The 20,570-nt window shown below is 44.4% G+C and carries 17 protein-coding genes; 11 read left to right on the forward strand and 6 right to left on the reverse strand.

The window, feature by feature from the left end; genetic code table 11:
• Positions 1–163: 163 nt before the first annotated feature.
• From MKY63_RS16845 to MKY63_RS16855, 3 genes are all read right to left on the reverse strand, one after another.
• A complete protein-coding gene (locus tag MKY63_RS16845; protein WP_076098986.1) occupies positions 164–793 on the reverse strand; it encodes a glycoside hydrolase domain-containing protein in 630 nt (209 codons plus the stop codon).
• A 400-nt stretch (positions 794–1,193) separates the two neighbouring features.
• Positions 1,194–2,483, reverse strand: a complete 1,290-nt coding sequence (locus MKY63_RS16850; RefSeq protein WP_076148069.1) for a sensor histidine kinase — start codon at positions 2,481–2,483, stop codon at positions 1,194–1,196.
• Entirely contained in the window at positions 2,476–3,213 is a 738-nt protein-coding gene (locus tag MKY63_RS16855; protein ID WP_076142382.1) for a LytTR family DNA-binding domain-containing protein, read from the reverse strand. The genes MKY63_RS16850 and MKY63_RS16855 overlap by 8 nt, the downstream gene beginning before the upstream one ends.
• 156 nt (positions 3,214–3,369) lie before the next feature.
• Here MKY63_RS16855 and MKY63_RS16860 point away from each other — a divergent pair, with 156 nt between their 5' ends.
• Together MKY63_RS16860 and MKY63_RS16865 are read left to right on the forward strand one after the other, a co-directional pair.
• Positions 3,370–4,311 carry an ABC transporter ATP-binding protein gene (locus MKY63_RS16860; protein ID WP_339279429.1) on the forward strand — a complete coding sequence of 314 codons (942 nt, stop codon included), beginning with the start codon at positions 3,370–3,372 and terminating at the stop codon, positions 4,309–4,311.
• Positions 4,308–5,090, forward strand: coding sequence for a hypothetical protein (locus MKY63_RS16865; protein WP_076225225.1), 783 nt, complete (start codon positions 4,308–4,310; stop codon positions 5,088–5,090). The genes MKY63_RS16860 and MKY63_RS16865 overlap by 4 nt, the downstream gene beginning before the upstream one ends.
• A gap of 208 nt (positions 5,091–5,298) precedes the next feature.
• Here the strand turns inward: MKY63_RS16865 and MKY63_RS16870 are convergent, their stop codons facing one another.
• The 3 genes from MKY63_RS16870 to MKY63_RS16880 all read right to left on the reverse strand — a co-directional run bounded on the left by MKY63_RS16870 (position 5,299) and on the right by MKY63_RS16880 (position 9,031).
• Entirely contained in the window at positions 5,299–6,156 is an 858-nt protein-coding gene (locus MKY63_RS16870; RefSeq protein WP_052097531.1) for an aldo/keto reductase, read from the reverse strand.
• A 225-nt stretch (positions 6,157–6,381) separates the two neighbouring features.
• Positions 6,382–7,572 carry an enoyl-ACP reductase FabV gene (gene fabV / locus MKY63_RS16875; protein ID WP_036687496.1) on the reverse strand — a complete coding sequence of 397 codons (1,191 nt, stop codon included), beginning with the start codon at positions 7,570–7,572 and terminating at the stop codon, positions 6,382–6,384.
• 523 nt (positions 7,573–8,095) lie between these two features.
• Positions 8,096–9,031 carry an aldo/keto reductase gene (locus tag MKY63_RS16880; protein WP_339809369.1) on the reverse strand — a complete coding sequence of 312 codons (936 nt, stop codon included), beginning with the start codon at positions 9,029–9,031 and terminating at the stop codon, positions 8,096–8,098.
• Positions 9,032–9,214: 183 nt separating this feature from the next.
• Between MKY63_RS16880 and MKY63_RS16885 the strand changes: the two genes are divergently transcribed.
• The 9 genes from MKY63_RS16885 to queA all read left to right on the forward strand — a co-directional run bounded on the left by MKY63_RS16885 (position 9,215) and on the right by queA (position 20,555).
• The gene (locus tag MKY63_RS16885) at positions 9,215–10,189 is read left to right on the forward strand and encodes an ornithine cyclodeaminase family protein (RefSeq protein WP_036687499.1); all 975 of its coding nucleotides are present in this window, start codon (positions 9,215–9,217) and stop codon (positions 10,187–10,189) included.
• 14 nt (positions 10,190–10,203) lie between these two features.
• Positions 10,204–11,364 (forward strand): membrane dipeptidase, encoded by a 1,161-nt coding sequence (locus MKY63_RS16890; RefSeq protein WP_339809371.1) that lies wholly within the window; start codon positions 10,204–10,206, stop codon positions 11,362–11,364.
• Between the two features lie 11 nt (positions 11,365–11,375).
• Positions 11,376–13,502, forward strand: a complete 2,127-nt coding sequence (locus MKY63_RS16895) for a CocE/NonD family hydrolase (protein WP_339809373.1) — start codon at positions 11,376–11,378, stop codon at positions 13,500–13,502.
• A 747-nt stretch (positions 13,503–14,249) separates the two neighbouring features.
• Complete coding sequence (locus tag MKY63_RS16900; RefSeq protein WP_076193205.1) at positions 14,250–14,975, forward strand: BofC C-terminal domain-containing protein; 726 nt, start codon at positions 14,250–14,252, stop codon at positions 14,973–14,975.
• A 245-nt stretch (positions 14,976–15,220) separates the two neighbouring features.
• On the forward strand, positions 15,221–15,724 hold the full coding sequence (gene ruvC, locus MKY63_RS16905) for a crossover junction endodeoxyribonuclease RuvC (protein WP_036677679.1): 504 nt from the start codon (positions 15,221–15,223) through the stop codon (positions 15,722–15,724).
• Positions 15,721–16,338 (forward strand): Holliday junction branch migration protein RuvA, encoded by a 618-nt coding sequence (gene ruvA / locus MKY63_RS16910; RefSeq protein WP_036677675.1) that lies wholly within the window; start codon positions 15,721–15,723, stop codon positions 16,336–16,338. Before ruvC ends, ruvA begins: the two co-directional genes overlap by 4 nt.
• A gap of 36 nt (positions 16,339–16,374) precedes the next feature.
• Entirely contained in the window at positions 16,375–17,382 is a 1,008-nt protein-coding gene (gene ruvB, locus MKY63_RS16915; protein WP_036677672.1) for a Holliday junction branch migration DNA helicase RuvB, read from the forward strand.
• Positions 17,383–17,414: 32 nt separating this feature from the next.
• Entirely contained in the window at positions 17,415–19,517 is a 2,103-nt protein-coding gene (locus MKY63_RS16920) for a SpoIID/LytB domain-containing protein (protein ID WP_339809375.1), read from the forward strand.
• Between the two features lie 9 nt (positions 19,518–19,526).
• Positions 19,527–20,555: a tRNA preQ1(34) S-adenosylmethionine ribosyltransferase-isomerase QueA gene (gene queA / locus MKY63_RS16925; RefSeq protein ID WP_094903196.1), complete on the forward strand. Its 1,029-nt coding sequence runs from the start codon at positions 19,527–19,529 to the stop codon at positions 20,553–20,555.
• Positions 20,556–20,570 lie beyond the last annotated feature (15 nt).

A 20,570-nucleotide genomic window follows, 5' to 3' on the forward strand; every position in this document is an offset into this window, starting at 1 on the left:
ATTGATTAAAAAATAACATGAATCCAATGAATTAATATGTTGTATTACAGATGCAACTTCTTATAGGATATTATAGGGTATCAAGCGGTACATGCAGCAGTGAGAAAATTCGGAGGCTAAAGGATCCCTTCTATTTGTTTCTCAATTTGAATAAAATAGGTTACTATTTCCAACCCCCTCCTCCATGAGAAGATGACTCTACGTAATCAATCTTAATCTGACCGTTGCCTGAGCCAAGCGTGGTGTTAAAATTATATTGACGTAAGTTCCAATCATTGAAAGTCCCTGCCCAGCTATTATCGACGATAAAAGTATAACGTGTCGTAGCTGAGAAGGAGCCGCGGATGTAGGCACAAACAGCTCTTGAACCGTAGATTCCCACTTTATAACCGTTAGGATTTTGAGTGCTGCTGTTTAGAACTGACATTATCCCTTGGAAATAAGGCACAACATTTCCAGTAATTTGAGTAGTGGTCATATCGCGATCCACGGCGAAATAAATCGGAGTGGCATTCGTTTGTCCGAAGTCATTTGCCAATTCCACAGCATCTTTCGCATCACTAACACCCTGTGCATTCGTAAAGTAACTGACAGTTGTTCCACCTTTGTTTTCATAAAGGGATACTATGAACAGCCCAGCATTAGAAATTCGTGTAATCTCAGCATCTGTAAGTCCGTCATGAGAACCTTCTACACGGTTCAGGTATCGTCCAACAAATGTAAAGTTATTATTTTGAAGTGTCATCAATCTTGCTGAAGTAACGTTTGTTGCAGTATCACAACCCAGTACCAATGTGGTTTCCTTCTTTCAAATTATTAGATAGATTTCTTTAAACTGCATTCATAAGACCTCTATGAGAAAGATTGGCGCCAACCTAAAATAGTATATGAGAAATAGTTCACAAGTTCTTGGGGGAATAAATTAGTAGATATAAAAGAGGCAATTGACTTTAGTTGGATATGAGGTACAACCGTGCTAGATTCATTGTTTGAGGAGTAACTAGCATATTTATAAATCTAATTTAGAAAAAGAAGAACAGATCTGCATTTTTATTGAGATTTTTATTAAATTTCGCTTAAGTTTGTTAGGGGAGAGTTGGTTTTCTCCTAGTGCATTTCGTTCTCTTTCTAATGTCCAACTGTGGAGGTTCGATTCATCTCACTGTTAACTAAAAAAGAACAACCTATTGTACTTACGATAGGCTGTTCCTTTTTTTACAGGCGACCATAAAAAGAACAATTTCGACTTGAAATAGATTATTGTTATATGAAATATCTACTAAGCCATTACTATCCTCTACGACCTTCTGGATACTTTTTAAGCCTATACCATGACCGGATTTATTAGTTTTTGTGGAGCAGATGTCGCCAAAACGATTCGTATGAATTTCATTCACATAAGGATTCTGAATCCGGATGAACAAGCTTTCATTAAGATAATGCATATGTATGGTTATATAGCACTCTTCATTTCTTTTATCGCAACAAGCTTCAATGGCATTGTCCAGTGCATTTCCTAAAATCACACTGATAACTGTGGTGTCGAGCGTCAGCTGTGCAGGGATGTTCAAGTCTAACTTGAAGGGGATCTGATGCTTTTCAGCGACCTGCTGCTTGTAGTTGATAATGGAATCAATAATCGTATTCCCGCTATTGCTAACGCCTATTGGGTTGTCTATTTGCCCCAGTAAGTTGTCCAACTCATTCAGATTGGCAGCTTCACCGGATTGTACCTTTGCGCGTAAACCTATGAGAATATTTTTAATATCATGCTGGAACTTAAAAGATTCTTCCTGTATTTCTTTTGTCAAAAGATATTGATTTACATAGTAAGCATTTTGTTGCTCAAGTAAATAACTTTGGTTCTGCGCAGATTGGATAACTAACATACGGTCGCATAAGATAAATATCAATAAATTTATAATGAGTAGCCCTGTGGACAGGATTGGAACAAGGGTAGGGAAGGACTGCATATAAAGGCTGGATGCGAAGCTGTAGATCCCTAGTGTGCTTATAGAAGGGCAAATAAATAATAGAACCCAATACCATTTAGATAACCCGCCATTTCCAAAGGCTTTAGCTACGCGCACGGATACAAAAGCTAATATAAACATCAGCAGCTTGGAAAGAAACTGGTTCAGAATATATCCCTTTGTCGAGTAAAATAGGGGTAATGATAACTCACTAAGCGTAATAAGCGCAACCAGAAAAAGAGCGGCAACGATCCGCCATTTGATATTTCCATTGTAAAAAAAAGATAAGAGAGCAATCAGGCCAATATTGAGTGTGAGTAGGATTGAGCCTGGCAGTGAGCTATAGTGCAGAAAGACAATACAGAGGAAATATAGGGAGTACACGATAACAAGATTGGCTTTGGTGGTAAGTCGGCTAACGAAACAATGCCTGTAGAAGTAATGAATAATGATAGGTAAAAGTGGAAGCGTTACTAGATAAAATAACTCCTCCAGAAAGATATTATCCAACAAGACTCCCCCTGAATTTCAGATATTTTTTCTTAAAATCGGCACTGTATTTTGCACTAATGGGTAAGGCTTCGCCATTTAGGAGAATTACTCCCTGGTTACTGATTTCTTTAATAAAGTAAAAGTTAACGATGTAGGATTGATGGATTCGGACAAAATCGCTCACAGGAAGCTTCTGCTCTTCCTCGTTTAGTGTACTGTAGTAGTCATGTTGATCGTTGCAGGAATAAAGAATAATTCTCCGCCGGTTGCTTTCCAGATAGATGATATTTCGATAGGGGATTAGAATTTCTTTTCCTTTTTGCTGTAGTGATAAGAAGTTTTTTTTGCCTTGCTGGAGCTTGCGAATTACTTTTTCAATCGTAGAAATCAGTTTGTGCTTAAATATCTCTGAATCGATAGGTTTCTTGATAAATCCCGAGGGCTGAACATCGAAGAGTTGCAGATGATATTCATCATGACTAGAGACATAGATAAGCTGCACTAGATCATTTTCATCATTTCCCCGCAGTACATACCCAGCTTTTATTCCATCCATATCCGCCATTTCAATGTCCATAAAAATAATATCAAACGCGCAGGCCTCTTGAATGGCCTTAGTGAAGCTTTCGCCGGAATAAAAGATCGAGACCTCTATTTTCCTTGTGAAATTAGGTTGAGTCTCCAGAATAAGTCTCTCTATTAATTCAGTAGTGGGAAAGTCATCATCACAGACAGCAATACGTATCACTTTATCATTCCTTTCGACAAGAATTGTCCAAAATATCCGGGAATTTGTCGACCATATAAGTCACATTATACAAATCCTTCTTAATAATTACATTAACTAACTTGATTGTTACAGTTTGAATGTAGTGTCCATGGCAACATGTTAGGATGTGGAAAAGTGAAAAGAGGAGTGTTTGATTTGACGCAAACGATCTTTGAGGCCAGAGGTTTAAGCAAACAATACGGAGAGTCTCTTGCGCTTCAGGATGTCTATATGACAATTGGGGTAGGAGATATTTATGGGTTTGTTGGCGAAAATGGGGCAGGTAAAACTACATTAATGAAAATTATAGGCGGATTGGTACATCCGACACATGGTGAAATCTCTCTTTTTGAAAAAAAGGACAAAAAAGCTGTTCACGAGGCGAGGCGAAAGGTTGGATTTCTAATTGAAAGGCCAGCGCTTTATCCTAATCTAAATGCCAAGCAAAATCTTACGTTTTATTGTCGTGCGTTTGGGATTAAGGATAAGAGCAGAATTGCGGAAGTATTGCAGGCAGTTTCTCTGGCAGATGCCGGTTCTAAGCTAACCTCAGAATACTCCCTTGGGATGAAACAACGTTTAGGTCTGGCTATTGCTCTACTTAACGATCCCAAATTTCTGGTATTGGACGAGCCTATTAATGGTCTTGATCCGTCAGGCATTGTAGAAGTGCGAAAGATCCTGGAGAAGCTTTCCAAAGAACAAGGAGTGACTATACTGATCTCCAGTCATATTTTAAGTGAGTTGCAGCTACTAGCGACCCAATACGGTTTTATTCATAAAGGAAGGTTAATCAAAGAAGCTTCTGCGGAGGAACTCTTACATACGGCGGAAACAAAGATCTGTATTCGAACGGCTGATCCCGCAGCGACACTTCAGATTTTAAAAAGTGAACTCCAACTAGAAACCATTACGATCACCGAAGCTGGAGAAATTCAAATTCCTAAAGAGAGTACAAATCTGGAAGAGCTGATGTCTCTTTTTCTGACGCAGGGCATCCATATTGAAGGGATTAACCTGTCGGCTCCAAATCTTGAGAACTATTATATGGATCTAATTGCTGGAGGTAACGAATGAGGAATTTTCTTAAGGCTGAAGCTTATTATGTAACCAAAGATCCTATGTTCAAGGGGATAAGTCTTCTTTTGCTGTTTGGAAGTGCCTTATTACTGGTTTGGATGGGGGTACAAGTAGGATTTGATATAGATGGTCCTTTAGAGCCTTTAATCACTAGCATTCAGTTATCTTTTTTTCTGTATTTCATCATTCCGATTTACGTTTGTTTTTTTGCTACCGAGGGATTTGAGTATGGGTCGGTCCAAACTATTATCGCTTCGGGTCAGCGCAGGTCATTATATTTGCTGGGAAAATATCTAACCGAATTAAAAGTTGTAGTATGGTGGGTAATTCAATTTTTTGGTCTTTTTTATGTATTGTACATGCTGGCAGCGTTTGTTACGGGTTCCCATATCGGAAATGAAAGCTTAGAGGGGAAGTTTATCGTTGCTATGGGGGCTATTGGATTCAATATTTTGTATCTCGCAGCTTATTCCGCTGTCGTACTGTTGTTAGGAGTATTGATGAAAAAATCGGCTACCGCTGTAATTGCCACTTTTGTTTTTGTATTTGGCGATTTTCTGCTCAGTGGTTATCTTAAAGACTCTTCGTATGTATATCTGCGAGTGATTTCTGAAAATACGCTAACGACGCAAATTTTTAAATTCTCTGCTGTAAATTCACATGAGATATATACCCTAAACGAGGGTATTCGTATGATCCTAATTCCTGTTGTAATCATAGGGGTTTGCTTGAGCGTTGCTTTAATTTCTTTTGAAAAGAGAGATGTGCATCTATAGAGAGGAAGGATGGATTATGAAAAAGCATAACAAAAGAACAACTGTGATCTTAAGTATTTCGGTAGTAGTTATAATTTTTTGTGTTCTTTTTGTGAGTATACGAATATCTTGACGCTGTCTATCTAGTTTAACTAGAACGTGAGGATTGAATCTCTCTGGTAAAAAAGCCACGGGGTACGTTATCAACGTACCCCGTGGCTTTAGGTGTTTATGGAAGGACATTGCCGGCAGCACGGTAGATTTCATACCATTCTTGCCGAGTGAGAGTAATATCGGAAGCTTTGGCAATATCACGCAAGCGCTGTGTATTAGTTGTGCCAACGACAGGCTGCATATTTGCCGGATGTCTGAGAATCCATGCGATGGCAATAGCTGTATTGGTTACGTCTTTTTCAGCTGCTAAGCGGTTAATGACCTCGTTCAATTCAGGGAACTTATCGTTATCTAAGAATACGCCTTCAAAGAAGCCATATTGGAAAGGCGACCAAGGCTGAATGGTCATGTCATGCAGGCGACTGTACTCCAAAATCCCGCCATCATGAACAACTGAACCGGAGTTAGTCATATTCACATTGAAACCTGTATCAATCATGCCAGTGACCATAATGCTCAATTGCAGCTGGTTGAACAGCAGCGGTTGCTTTACATTTTTCTTCAGCAGCTCGATTTGCAACGGGTTCTGGTTGCTGACACCAAAGTGTTTGACCATACCTTTGCTTTCCAGAATATCAAAAGCCTCAGCGACTTCTTCTGGCTCGAACAGCGTATCAGGCCGGTGAAGCAGTAGGACGTCGATATAGTCTGTTTTCAAGCGCTTAAGGCTGCCTTCAACGGATTGCAGGATATGTTCCTTGGAGAAATCAAAAAAACCGTTGCGGATTCCGCATTTGGTTTGGATCATCATTTTATCACGCATACCCGGATTGTTCTCCAGTACGCCTGCGAATACTTCTTCGGCTTTGCCAGCTGCGTAGATGTCAGCGTGGTCAAAAAAGTCTATTCCGAGCTCTAGGGCACTATGTACATGTGTATCTGCTTCTTTTGCAGATAGATCAGCAATCCGCATACAGCCAAGCGAAATTTGTGACACCTCAAGTGCGCCGTTTGCTACACTATTTTTTTTAACCAAAAGTGACTCACTCCTTTGAATGTTAGTAGAACATGCAGTATTCAATCAAACCATATCATAAAGAGGGGAGGTAAGCCAATGTCTGTCTAAAAGAGAAAGAGGTTATCTCATCAGTAGAATTCACTACTTCAGAGACAACCTCATTTGTCTATAGGTCAGTTATTAATACATATTTGGAATGTCGACATTAGGATCAATGTCAGCTTCGTAGTCTACACCCTCTGTTCTAAAACCAAACAGGTTAAAGAAATCTTGGCGGTAGCCTTCAAGATCAGCAAGCTCACCTGCATTGTCGGTTGTCAGCTCGTCCCAACGTTTCATAACCTCAGTCTGAACATCCTCACGCATTTCCCAGTCATCAATTCGGATCAAGCAGCCCCCGTCAGCAGTAGCTTCGCCCCCACTGTAAAGATGCTCAGAGAATAAACGGTACATTTGTTCAATACAGTTCTCGTGCAGCCCTTTTTCCTTCATTACTTCATACAATGCAGAGATATAAAGCGGGACTACAGGAATTGCGGAGCTGGATTGGGTTACCAGAGCTTTGTTCACGGAAACAAAAGCACGTCCACCTTGAGTGGACAGGCGATCATTCAATTGGATCGCTGTTTGTTCCAGATCATGTTTGGCTTGACCAATCGTTCCGTCGCGATAGATAGGGTGAGTGATTTCAGGCCCGATGTAGGAGTAAGCAACGGTTGTAGCTCCATCGGCAAGCACGCCAGCTGCTTGAAGCTGATCGATCCACATTCTCCAGTCTTCGCCGCCCATAACTGCGATGGTCTGACGTACTTCCTCTTCTGAGGCAGGCTCAATAGTGGTCATGGAAACTTCACCTGTGTGGAAGTTCAAGGTTTTGTTCGAATAAGCGGTTCCCACCGGTTTAATGACGGAGGAGAAGGTTTCTCCTGTTACCGGATGAGTGCGGCGTGGTGAAGCGACACTGTAGACAACTAAATCAACTGTGCCATATTCAGCTTTAATCAATTCAATGGTCTTCTCTTTGATAGCATCGGAGAAGGCATCGCCAACTATGCTGTGAGATTTAAGTCCAAGCTGCGCTGCTTGTTGTTCAAAAGCTGCGGAGTTGTACCAGCCAGCAGAAGCTGTACGTTGACCTTCAGCAGCTTTATCAAAGAAAACACCAATAGTGTTGGCTCCAGCACCAAAAGCGGCTGAAATTCTGGAAGCTAGTCCGTATCCGGTAGAAGCACCAATGACTAGTACATTAGCGGGTCCCTCAATTTTCTTTTGTGCTTTTACATATTCAATTTGTTGTTGTATTTGTTTGGCGCATCCCTCTGGATGGGCTGTTGTACATATAAATCCGCGAGTTTTAGGTTGAATAATCATCAAGGAATTCCCCTTTTTATAATAATTAAAGTCCAATGTTACTTCAGAGAAAGTATAGCAAACAATATTTACTAATACAAAGAATTTAGGATATTGGAGAAGAATGACTGCTCTCCACTACGATCGACTGCCATCCGCTGCCGCTTACGGACCCAGATGACGTTATATGCAAATTTATCGCCTTTTCAGCAGGGTTTCGGACCCCAGAGACGTTATTGCTTAGAAAAAGGTTCATATTAGGTGTATTTTGTGCCAATAGCGGCTATGAGGTCCGATGGAATTCCAAAGGTGCAATAATGCTGCGTTACGGGTCAACTGTGTCCGATAGGGCATTGTGCGGGGAACTGTGATAGGTCGATCGAACGAACGTACGAAGGAAATAAAACGAACGAATGACGAATCTTACGAATCATGGCAATCGAACTATCTAACCTGAATCATCGGATGAACCAAAGCACAAAAGGGGCTGCCCCAGCAGCCATTTCGTGGCCATGGGACAACCCCTTAATCTAATGAGGCTAGATTACGCCTTAAATATAGAATCTATAGTTTTGATCTCTTCTGGGGTCAGCTGCACCTTCAGCGTCTCTAAGTTGGAAACGATCTGCTCAGGACGTTTGGCGCCCGGAATAAGCACATCGATGGAAGGTACGGTCAAATACCAGGCAAGTACGACATGTGCGACTTCGACACCTTTAGCATTGGCAATCTGGCGGACCTTGTCCACCTTCTCCAGATTCTTGGCAAAGGTCTCCCCTTGAAATAGCGGGTCATTTTTTCTAATGTCGCTGAATGTATCGCCTTGCTTATATTTGCCGCCCAGCAGGCCCGACGCAAGTGGGAAATAGGGCACGAAAGAAATGCCATGCTCCTGCGTATAAGGCAGCAAATCTTGTTCCGCATCACGATGCAGCAGATTGTAGTGGGATTGAAGAACATCCACATGACCGTCTTTGTTGGCTTCTTTCAGCTGATCAATGGAGAAGTTAGACACCCCGATGGCTCTAATCTTCCCTTCATCCTTCAGCTTCTTAAGTTCACCTACAGCTTCGTCCTTAGGTGTGTTTTCATCAGGGAAATGAATATAGTAAAGATCAATATAATCGGTCTGGAGGCGTTTCAAGCTGTCTTCCACAGACTGTCTTAGAAAAGCTGGAGAGTTGTCCAGTGTAATCTTGTCACCGGTAATCACGTGAGCGCCTTTAGTAGCAATGACCACATTGTCGCGGCCGCCTCTTTCCTTCAGCACTTCGCCAATCAGTTCCTCGGATCTTCCAGGTCCATAAATAAAGGCGGAATCAATAAAATTAATCCCATGATCCAGAGCGCTGCGCACGATATTTCTGCCGGTTTCATCATTTAAACCCGGAAATAAATTATGCCCGCCAACAGCATTGGCACCCAGACCCAGTGGGAGAACCTGCAGATTGGTTTTTCCTAAAGTTATTTTATTAGCCATAATCAATAGTCAGCTCCTTAAAATATAATACGTACTATATTAAGTATAGAGAATAACTGAGGTCAGGACAAATTTTCGCCTTCCAGCTTTATACATGAATATTTAAACCGGATAAGTTATGATAGTAAGAAAATTTTATATTCGCGTTCGTGCAATCATGATGAGGAGAAGGAGGTCCGTCTTATGCTAGTCATTAATCAAAATGAAGTGGCTGAACTATTAGCTATGGAATCTTGCATCTCTGTTATGGAGTCTGTTTTGAAGGATCTGTCTGCTGGACAAGCCGTGCAAAGCTTAAGACAAGTGCTTCCTTTACAAAAGAGCAATCTGCTCGGCTTAATGCCGGGATATTTGCAGCATGAAGAGGTAGCTGGTGCCAAAATCATCAGTGTATTTCCCAGCAATCATGGTTCAGGCCTGCCTTCTCATCAAGGTCTTGTTACTCTATTCGATTCATCTACGGGTGTTCTGAAAGCTATAGTGGATGGACAAAAGATTACAGCCATTCGTACGGCGGCAGTCAGTGCAGCAGCAACCCGATATCTGGCCAGAGAGGATGCCGAAATCCTTGCTCTTCTTGGAACTGGGGAACAAGCAAAAAGTCATCTGGAAGCGATGTTGCGGGTTCGACCCATCCGTGAGGTAAAAGTATGGAGCAGAACACTCGCAAAGGCGCAGGATTTCCAAACGGAGATGAGCCAAAAATATAATGTACAGATCATTGTTGCTGAGACAGTTCAAGCGGCAGTCAGCGCAGCGGATATCATTTGTACCGTGACAGCATCCACCGAACCTGTGCTCAAGGGAGAATGGCTGAAACCGGGTGTACATATCAATGCAGTCGGCGCATGTAGACCCAATGACCGTGAGCTGGATTCGGAGACCGTCCAATTAGCTAAGTTATATGTGGATCGGCTGGAATCCGCTCAGAATGAATCTGGGGATTATTTAATTCCTCTGAACGAAGGCAAAATCACAGCAGATCATATTGTCGGGGAGATTGGTGAGCTGATCAGCGGCACTATCGAGGGTAGAAGGTCCGCGGCTGAAATTACTCTTTTTAAAGGATTAGGGCTGGCCATAGAGGATTTAGCAGCAGCTAATTTTATATATAATGAAGCTGTTAGATTACATAAAGGCACTGAAATTGCATTCTAAGGAGCGACTACACGATGAGCACTTATGAAGGTCTGTATGATTTCAAGTTGACGGAGCAAGAGGAGGAGCGGGCTAAACGCTTGCATGAGCAGAACATTATTATCGATTTGCTGTTTCAAGGCCCCTTATCTCCAAGCGCGATTCGAGACTCTATCTCTGACAGAATCAAAGAATTATGTGAGCCTTATAAAGATGAGCCAATGGTATACAGCAGTATGCCTGCAAAAATCATCACAAAGCTATCTGCGAGCGGAGAGATTCCCGAGTATAAGGAAGAGTGGTACAAGTCCGGAATTACAGCAGGGAACCGCGAACTTCATTTAGAATCCTTAGACAGCATCATTACAAGCATGGCAGAGGTGCAACTGCAGTTCGATTCCGCAGATTGGTTAATCAAAGCCTTAACTGCCGAAGACATACGTGCTGCCAAGCGTAATGGTCATAAAGCGGGCATTATCACAGCACAAGAAACGGATGGTCTGGGCACGAATCTCGATCAAGTAGATGTACTTTATAACTTCGGTTTAAGAATTCTACAATTGACCTACAACAATCAGAACCAGATTGGGGCGGGCTGCGCAGAACAATCGAACGCCGGTGTCACTAATTTTGGAAAAAGATTCATTGCGCGCTTGAACAAGCTGGGGATCATTGTAGATACGGGGCATTGCGGGAAACAGACTACGTTAGATGCCTGCGCTTATTCCACAACTCCGGTGATTGCTTCACATACGGGTGTAGAGGCGATCTATCCGCATATGCGCTGTAAAAGTGATGAGGAGATTATCGCGATAGCCAAGACGGGTGGAGTCATTGGTATTTTTGCTATGCCTTGGTTTGTTCATGAAGACCCTAAACATACAACTATTGACCAAGTGCTGGATCATATCGAATATGTAATCCGGCTTGTAGGCGTGGATCATGTCGGAATTGGAACGGATTGGCCGATGAGCGATGTGCTCTGGTCATTGGTTTATTTTAAAGAACATATCGCACCCAAGCTTGGATTCGCCAAAGGAGACGGACCTTCTACAGAAACCGTTGCTGGACTTGAGAAATATAGTTATTTTATTAACTTTACTAGAGGTTTGGTTGCCCGCGGTTATGCGGATGCAGATATTGCTAAGATCATGGGCGGCAACTGGCTGCGCGTATTTGAAGAAATTTGCGGATAGGGGATAAACAGATGACAACCTACTTACACACAACTACATTTAACGTCTACTTTTCTGGTGTTTATACAGGCAAAATTCATTTTACAGAGCAACAGATCATGCTCGCTAAGGTCGATCCGCGCAGAAGAACGCAAATGCAAGACAATGTGCTGGATGGACAGTTCAAAACTGTGCTTCCACTTCAAAAAATCCACAAACATTTAGACGCTTATGCTAAAGGGGAGTGGGTAGATTATGAGGTTGTGCTGAGTAATGGCGATATCTATCAAAAGCATATCCAGTATCAGGCGCAGATTGAAGGCCGCGAACTGACCTCACAAGTATGGGCGCTGCGCAAAGAGACGGCTCTGGACATTGTGACTTTGGATGGGGAGATTATCGCTTTTCTTACACCGAATCGGTATGGTATTGAGCTTATGGTTAAAGCGGGTTATGAGAAGCTGACTCCGTTAGTGGTCTACGATGATCCTCTTCTATCTAAGGCAGAATATGGTGTAAACGATCTGGGCACTGATCTGATTCCGATGCGCGATGGGGTGAAGCTGGCCACAGATGTTTTTTTACCAGAGGGTATTAAGCCGGGAACTAAGTTGCCGACTATTCTCGTAAGAACATGTTATGACCGCAACGGAAAAAAAGAGATTTTTATGAGATGGGCCAATAAAGGTTATGCAGTAGTATCGCAGGATGTTAGGGGGCGGGCGGATTCGGAAGGAGAACTGATTCCTTTTTATAATGAACGGGATGACGGCTATGATACGATTGATTGGATTATTGCTCAGGAATGGTCGGATGGCAACGTCGGCATGTGGGGCGCATCCTATCTAGGTTTTGTTGTTGTGGCGGCGGCCACCAGTGGGCACCCGAATCTGAAGGCGGTTGTGGATGAAGTGAATGTAGGCTCTCCGTTTGTTGATACCGTTCGCAAAGGGGGAACTCTTTGTTCTTGGCCGTTGCTCTCTTGGACTCTTGCTCAATCTGTGGGTACTCGGACGGATTTTGATATCTTTGGAGGCATTACGGTGAATCCGGAAGCAGCCGTTGATGCAAGACCGATTAGAGAGATCCCTCAGCAAATGATTGGCAAAACATCAGGTCCTTGGGATTTGTGGAGCCAGCATCCCGAGTATGATGATTTCTGGAAAAACTGTACTTTTACTGAGCGCGGAGATCAGGTGCAGGTGCCTATGTATGTCATCTCAGGCTGGTATGACGGCGACAGCGCCGGCGTATCGGAAACATGGAGAATGCTGACAGAACATGATGTGCCTAATCGCAAAATCCGTCTGGGCGCTTGGGAGCACGGGCCGAACAGAGCCAGAGACTATGAAGGTGTGAGCTTCGGCAATGATGCCGTAGTCTATGATTACGATGTTTCTGTGCTGCGCTGGTTCGACCGCTTCCTCAAAGGCATTCCAAATGGAATAGATCAGGAGCCTAGAGCCTCTTATTATGTTGTTGGTGAAAATCAGTGGAGAACGTCCGCGGATTGGACACCTGCCGAAGCCACAGTTTCTTCCTTCTACCTTTCCAGCGGTGGGCGAGCGAATTCAGGACATGGGGATGGGCAACTGCTCGCAGCGCCTGAGGAACATTCTCCTGAAGATACTTATGTCTATAATCCTCATGATCCTATGAATGATAGCGGTGAACGAGAGCCTGAAAATTTGCGGAAATACGAGCTGCGCAATGATATCCTTGTCTACACTAGTGATATTCTGACGGAAGAGCTGACTGTGGCCGGAGAACTGTCTGCGGTTATCTACGCTGCCAGCACTGGCAAGGATACGGATTGGGTAGTTACGCTTAGTGATGTGAATGAACAAGGGGACTCCATCCGGTTATCCAATTATATTGTCAGAGCTAAATACCGTCATGGATTGGAAGCACCTGAGCTGCTGATTCCTGGGCAGGTGGAGAAATATGATATTTTCATGCCGAATATAGCCCATAGATTTGCTGTTGGACACCGAATTCGGTTCTCGGTTACTTCGTCCAGCAAATTCGTTGCTTTCCCTAATACAAATACAGGTAATAATCCATATGAAGATTCAGAAGCGATTACTGTGCTGCAGACCGTCTACCATAATCGTGAGTATCCGAGCCATGTGAAGCTGCCGGTGGTTCCTAACGCTTAAATATGACTTTAATACGAAGAAGATGCTGAACAAAGGTAAAAGAAATTACCACTTGAAGCTGAGGCAGCATTTGATGACCAATGATGCTTCAAGTGGCTTACCGAGTGAGCACCGATTGAGGTCTAGGTAAAAAAAAGTGAAGAATGAACTTATGCTTCAATTGAAGCGAAAAGTAAAACACTTATAGAGCGATTAGGGAATTTCTCCCTGAAATTCTTAGGATTCTGGTCGTCAGACATATAATGGGGGAAAAACTCCCTAATATATGTCTGATTCCCGGGAATTAAGGAAAACAGCTTATTTATTAGGGAGTAATTCCCTGATTTCGTTCATTTAGAGCGAATATATGCTATTTTCAGGGAGTTTTTCCCTAATTAGTTTTAGATCCACTCCGCACAACGCGCAAACGTAGAACGCATCCCCCCATCACGCAAACGCAGAACGCCTACATCGCTACCATCCCAAACGCCCAATTCAATGGCATAGCACACTAAGAACTAAATAGTCTATTGGCAAAGCAAAAGTTTTGGTGGAAAAAATGGTCGATCGTAATGAAATAGGTATCACCTAAGGCCGGTATGTGAAACCTCTCCCCAGAATCGCCCTTCCAGACTTACACCATAAACCTTGAACCATACTGCAAGGTTAACCTTGTATTTTTGGAGAAATGTCGATTATTCACAGAAAAGCGCATAAATGCTCCCTTCTTAGGTCACAATAGGGAAAAACCAGAATGAAGGGATTAACGTGAACGCGTTTCGCTTAAAAAAACAACTTTGGCGGCGATGGAGACGTTGGAAAAAGGCGCTTTGGGTAGGAGCTGCTTGTATAGCTTTTACTGTACTGGCTTGGCGCAGTATGCAGGTACCTGAGGAAATCAGTGGACTGCTGACGAATTCTAGCTGGGCGGATAGTGCCGATAGTGAGTTAGCCGCAGCTGTCTTTAAAGTAGGCGAGGACAGTGATGAGGCAAAAGAGAAGGGCACTTTAAATAACGAACAACTGCTGCAAACCATCTCCCAAAGTGGGCTCAGCAGAACCGTTCATTTAAAAACAACCTATGTGTCCGGAGAAGAGATTCAGACGTTGCCAGGCGTAAAGAACCCGCTTCAGCTGAAGACTATAATCAATGAACACCCTGAATGGAGCGGTTGGATTAGTTCAGAAGGGGATTTGTGGCTGGAACAAAAAGTGAATGATTTATCGACAATGATAAAAAATGAAGCTTATATTGGTGTAGATGCGTTTGGGAATTTGACCTTGTTTAAAGGTCCGCCAGTTCAGGAAAAGGTACTGAAGACTTTTTTTCAAATGGATATGGGTTCCCTGAAATCCTCATTGCCGGAAAATATTTGGAAAGAGCTTCACGAGGGGATTCGTGTTCAGGATATTGAAGAGTACAACAGTGTGCTGTCTACCTTCAGTGATTATGCCCGCGAAGCTGCTGAGCATGTCATGCAGAACAAGCAATAGATTTGATAAAGCTGTCCTAATGTCATTATTAATGGCTGAGGGCAGCTTTTTTGTGTGAAATGAAACGGGGAAGAGTCTAAGCTGTAGGCCTAAAGTTGCCATTTCGCTGCAAACGGTAAACTTTTTTTCTCCCGCAAGGGGGATTTTTGCTATAATGGTTAGAAGGAATACATATGTTCGCTTCATGGCGGAGGAATGGATGAAAACGGTGGAATAATCTGCCTGTTATAGAGGAGAGATCATGTTTGCGTATTTTGGGAATTGATCCGGGGCTGGCGATCGTCGGCTTTGGCTTTGTAGATAAGGAAGGACATAAACTGACCCCCGTCCAATATGGTTGTATTCAGACTGAGGCTCATACGCCTGAAGAAGAACGACTGCTGCATGTCTATGAAGGCATGGGTCAGCTCATTGATAAATATAAACCCGATGCTGTGGCGATAGAAAAGCTGTTTTTCGCTCGCAACGTTACTACAGCATTGCCAGTGGCGCAGGCCCGCGGTGTGACTATATTAGCTGCAGTACAGCGGGGTCTCCCCGTCTCGGAATATACACCTATGATGGTAAAGCAGGCTGTTGTGGGTTATGGTAAGGCTGAGAAACGGCAGGTCCAGGAAATGGTGAAGCTGTTGCTGAAGCTATCGGCGATTCCGAAACCCGATGATGTGGCGGATGCGCTGGCGGTAGCGGTATGCCATGCCCATTCGAGCAGTCTTAATTCTAAATTAAATGAGGTATTGCGAAAATGATAGATTTCTTAAGAGGACCCGTTGTTCATTTGGAGTCGGAATATGTGGTGCTGGATGTGCAGGGAGTAGGATACCGGGTGTTCTGCCCGAATCCTTATGCTTTTGCCAAAGTAGAAGGACCTGTAACGATCTATATTCATTACCAAACACGTGAGGACGCTACGCTATTATTTGGGTTCCCGACTCGTGAGGAACAAAAATTGTTCCGCAAGCTGATAGAGGTATCAGGCATCGGTCCTAGGGTTGCGCTTGGAATCCTGACAGGTGGAACACCGGATCAGTTAATTTCAGCGATTTATCAAGAGAATATAACGTTCTTAACGAAATTGCCGGGCATTGGCAAAAAGACAGCACAGCGTATGATCCTTGATTTGAAGGACAAGCTGGACGGACTCAGTATGGCTTCAATGCAAACGGGATTGTTTGCAGTGCCAACGGAAGAGGCAACGGACGGATTGGCCTGGCAAGAGGCGCGGGATGCGCTTAAGGGGCTGGGTTATACCGAAAGCGAATTGGACCGCGTGTGGCTCGCTTTGAAGAAAGAGGGAGCAGAAACAGGAACTGTAGATGTGCTGATGAAGAAAGCACTAGGGCTGCTATATATAGCTAAGTAAAGCCGTACACATCCTAAAGAAAGGGAGCGATAGGAAATGGATGACCGGATTATATCCGCGAATTTGATGATGGACGAGCAGGCGGTAGAACTAAGCTTGCGCCCTCGTTATCTGGGAGAATATATCGGCCAGACTCAGGTGAAAGAAAACCTGAAAGTATATATAGAAGCGGCCAAAATGAGAAGCGAAGCGCTGGATCATGTGCTGCTGTACGGACCTCCGGGTCTCGGCAAAACAACGCTCGCTAATATTATCGCCAATGAGCTGGGTGTGAACCTGCGAACAACTTCCGGCCCTGCGATAGAGCGTCCAGGCGACCTTGCCGCTCTGCTGACGAATCTGCAGGAAGGAGACGTGCTTTTCATCGATGAGATTCACCGTTTGCACCGCACGGTCGAGGAGGTTATGTATCCTGCGATGGAGGATTTCGCGCTGGATATCATGATCGGCAAAGGACCAAGTGCCCGTTCGGTACGATTGGATTTGCCGCCGTTCACACTGATAGGTGCCACAACCCGGGCAGGACTATTGTCTGCGCCATTGCGTGATCGTTTCGGAGTGGTCAGTCGCCTGGAATTCTATAACATAGATGAGCTGAGTTACATTGTATCTCGAAATGCGGATCTTCTAGGCATTGAGATTGTTGGCGATGCAGCAGAAGAGATTGCACTTCGTTCGCGGGGAACGCCGCGGATTGCCAACCGCTTATTGAAGCGGGTCCGTGATTTTGCTCAAGTGCGCGGAGATGGAATTATAACTCCTGAAATTTCTGGGGAAGCATTGAAGATGCTTCAGGTGGACCCGCGTGGGCTGGACAGTATTGACCACAAGATGTTAAGTGCTATGATTTCAAGCTTTCGCGGCGGTCCTGTAGGACTGGATACGATTGCAGCTACGATTGGTGAGGAAAGTCAGACGATTGAGGACGTATATGAGCCGTACCTGCTGCAGATAGGTTTCTTGCAGCGGAGTCCGCGTGGAAGAATTGTAACCCCGGCCGCTTATCATCATTTAGGGCTTCCGCTCCCTCCGGAGCAGCACTAGTTCGTCACTACAATTATAAAGGAGGATGCTGGATGAAGCATACGAAGAGGAAATGGAGAGGGGTCGCCCCGCTAAGCAAAGGATTGCTTGCGGCTGCGCTTGCTGTAGGAAGTTTCCTGATCCCTGCGGGTGCCAGTCATGCCGATTCTAATAGCACGATACGAGTTGCTCTTTATGCTGATATTGGAAGTAAATATAAATCCACTGTGCCAGCAGTAACACTGCAATCAACGCAAAGCTTTACTTTGCTGTCGGATCAAGCAGGAAGTGCTCCTTTGGTATCTGTCCCAGGACAGAAGCAAATTCGTATAAGTCTGGACGGATATAGAGTTAAGGTGATGGAGGCTTCAAGCTGGCAGACAGCAGCGGATGCAGCTAAAAAGCTCCAATCCACCTCCGATAAACCGCAGATTTTTGCAATCTCCAGAAATGGAGCGACTGTGTATCAGTTGTACACGGGCGTCTATGCTAGTGAAGCAGCTGCCAAGGATGGGCTTACCCGTGTAGTCAAAGCAGGGCTGAGCATTCCTGCTGACCAAACCCCAGCGGTGAAAGGCAATAAACATTTATCAGCTGGCCGCTATTCTTCGGAGCAGGAAGCAGATGTGGCGCTTAATAGCCTCACTGCAGCTGGTTTAGATGCTTGGAAGGTGTTTCTGGCAGGAAACGACGGCAGTGCACAAGTAGAGGTATGGGTAGGCGAAGCTGCCAACGATAGTGATTTAACAGCTGTTCAGGCCGCTGTGTCTACGGCGGCACCACAATTTACGGTTTCTGTGGCCACCTCGCCCGGATTAATACTGCGTAAGGATGCCGGGCTGGATTTTAGCAGTGAAACTCAAGCCGATCATTATCTGGTTTCTGGAAGCAATGCTAAATTTCTTGCGGCAGGCAGCGAGGCTGGGATTCAGTTAGTGGAAAGATCCAAGCGTACATATCGCGGAAATTTGGAACTGAGCAATTTGAGCGGATCGCTGGCTGTAATTAATGTAGTGCCGCTGGAGCAATACTTGTATGCCGTAGTGGGAGGAGAGGTTTCCTCCAGCTGGCCGGAAGAAGCGCTAAAAGCTCAGGCTGTCGCCGCCCGCAGCTATGCGCTGTCGCAAGGCAACCGTTTTGATGTAGCGAATGTAGTAGATACTACTCTTAGTCAGGTATATAACGGAATCGGGTCTGAAGCTCCCTCCATTATCAAAGCTGTAGATACTACTGCTGGTGAAGTGGTGATGAGCGGTGGTAAAGTTGTTGAGGCTGTATTTTCTTCCAATAGTGGTGGTGTGACAGCTGACCCTTCAGAGGTTTGGGCGAATGGTGGCGATGTATTTGCTAGTGTTCCAAGCGTTGAAGATGTTTCGGCTGCTGCTGCTGCTAAGAAGTGGTATTATGTTCTGCTTGCGAATGGTACCTCTGGTTATGCACGTGAAGATAATATTAAATTAACGGGCAGCAAAACTGCTGCCGGACTCGATATAGTTACGGCTACAACCAAAGATGTGAATATACGTCCTCTGCCAGTTATTGAGAGCAGTGTTAGTGCGGTCGGAAAGCTGAATCCGGGTGAGAACGCTGTGGCTCTGGATAAAGTATATGAGTCCGGCAGCTATAGCTGGATCAAAGGGCCGTATACCTCTGCTGAACTTCTAAAAAGCTTGCAGGGTAAAACAACAAGCACGCTCCCTTCCAGCATCTCTAACCTGCAAGTTACTCAGCGCGGTCCTTCTGGAAGAGCGATTCAGGTGAAAGCTAATGGTCAGGCTCTGAATGTGAAATATCCTGATATGTTCCGCTCCGCGTTTAATGGATTACCTAGTACTTTGTTTGATATTGTGGCACCCGGAAGTTATACTGTATTAGGCGCTGACGGCGCTACCGCCACAATTAGCAGCTCGCAGAGTGCTGGTGTGCTTTCCGCATCGGGGAAGGTTAATGTAAATGGCAGTGGAACTGTAGTGATGGGTGGAGATTCTGCAGCCAGAGTGATCACTAACAGCTCGGGCTTTCTGTTCATTGGACAAGGCAACGGCCATGGTCTAGGCATGTCGCAGTGGGGCGTGAAAGGCATGGCGGACAGCGGGTATGATTACAAGCAAATATTGCAACACTATTATAAGAACGTTACTATAGTTAAGGAATGAAGACAGACCATGAATGTAGATGCTTATGATTTTCATTTGCCGGAAGAATTGATTGCCCAGACACCTCTCGCTGATCGCAGTGCTTCTAGACTGCTTTTAGTGAATAAGGAGGATGGAGAGCTGGCTCACCGGCATTTTACCGATATTATTGATTATTTTAATCCCGGAGACACGCTTGTTCTAAATGATACGAGAGTCATTCCAGCGAGATTGTTTGGAGTGAAAGAAGATACTGGTGCTAAGGCGGAAGTGCTCCTCCTGAAGAATCTTGGGGATGATCGCTGGGAAGCACTTGTAAAGCCAGGGAAAAAGCTCAAGACAGGCGCGGTGATCATCTTTAGCGATGAGCTTCGTGCCGTTATCGAGGACGAAGCTGATATGGGCGGCCGTACGCTTCGTTTCATATATCAGGGTATTTTTCAGGAGATTCTGGACAGGCTGGGAACGATGCCGTTGCCACCTTATATTAAGGAAACACTGGATGATCGTGAACGATATCAGACTGTGTATGCTCGGCATGAGGGATCGGCCGCTGCGCCTACCGCAGGGCTTCATTTTACCCGAGAATTGCTGGAACAGATTGAGGCTAAGGGTGTAAATATCGCTTATATCACCCTTCATGTAGGTCTCGGTACTTTTCGTCCGATGTCTGTAGAGAAGGTTGAAGAGCATGTTATGCATTCTGAGTACTTCGTAATGTCTCAAGAGACGGCAGATACCATAAATGCTACTAAGGCACGAGGCGGCCGTATTATTGCAGTTGGCACAACGTCTTGTCGGACACTTGAAACGGTCGGAAGACAATGTGAAGGTGGTCCGCTTGTGGAATGCAGTGGCTGGACGGATATTTTTATCTATCCAGGGTATAAGTTCAGTGTAGTAAATGCGCTAATTACCAATTTCCACCTGCCAAAGTCTACTTTGGTTATGTTGGTTAGCGCTTTGGCAGGTCGGGAACATATTCTAGCTGCTTATGAAGAAGCGATAGAGCAGAAGTACCGATTCTTTAGCTTTGGAGATGCAATGTTTATTTATTAAGGTAAGAGGATGGGT

The organism is Paenibacillus sp. FSL R7-0189 (genome assembly GCF_037969925.1).
GTDB lineage: Bacteria > Bacillota > Bacilli > Paenibacillales > Paenibacillaceae > Paenibacillus_AQ > Paenibacillus_AQ odorifer.

Bases quoted from the DNA above. Each gene is read 5' to 3' on its own strand.
- MKY63_RS16865 (WP_076225225.1), top strand. From the start codon at position 4,308: ATGAGGAATTTTCTTAAGGCTGAAGCTTATTATGTAACCAAAGATCCT.
- MKY63_RS16870 (WP_052097531.1), bottom strand. From the start codon at position 6,156: ATGCGGATTGCTGATCTATCTGCAAAAGAAGCAGATACACATGTACAT.
- fabV (WP_036687496.1), bottom strand. From the start codon at position 7,572: ATGATTATTCAACCTAAAACTCGCGGATTTATATGTACAACAGCCCAT.
- MKY63_RS16880 (WP_339809369.1), bottom strand. From the start codon at position 9,031: ATGGCTAATAAAATAACTTTAGGAAAAACCAATCTGCAGGTTCTCCCA.
- MKY63_RS16885 (WP_036687499.1), top strand. From the start codon at position 9,215: ATGCTAGTCATTAATCAAAATGAAGTGGCTGAACTATTAGCTATGGAA.
- MKY63_RS16890 (WP_339809371.1), top strand. From the start codon at position 10,204: ATGAGCACTTATGAAGGTCTGTATGATTTCAAGTTGACGGAGCAAGAG.
- MKY63_RS16895 (WP_339809373.1), top strand. From the start codon at position 11,376: ATGACAACCTACTTACACACAACTACATTTAACGTCTACTTTTCTGGT.
- ruvA (WP_036677675.1), top strand. From the start codon at position 15,721: ATGATAGATTTCTTAAGAGGACCCGTTGTTCATTTGGAGTCGGAATAT.
- ruvB (WP_036677672.1), top strand. From the start codon at position 16,375: ATGGATGACCGGATTATATCCGCGAATTTGATGATGGACGAGCAGGCG.
- MKY63_RS16920 (WP_339809375.1), top strand. From the start codon at position 17,415: ATGAAGCATACGAAGAGGAAATGGAGAGGGGTCGCCCCGCTAAGCAAA.
- queA (WP_094903196.1), top strand. From the start codon at position 19,527: ATGAATGTAGATGCTTATGATTTTCATTTGCCGGAAGAATTGATTGCC.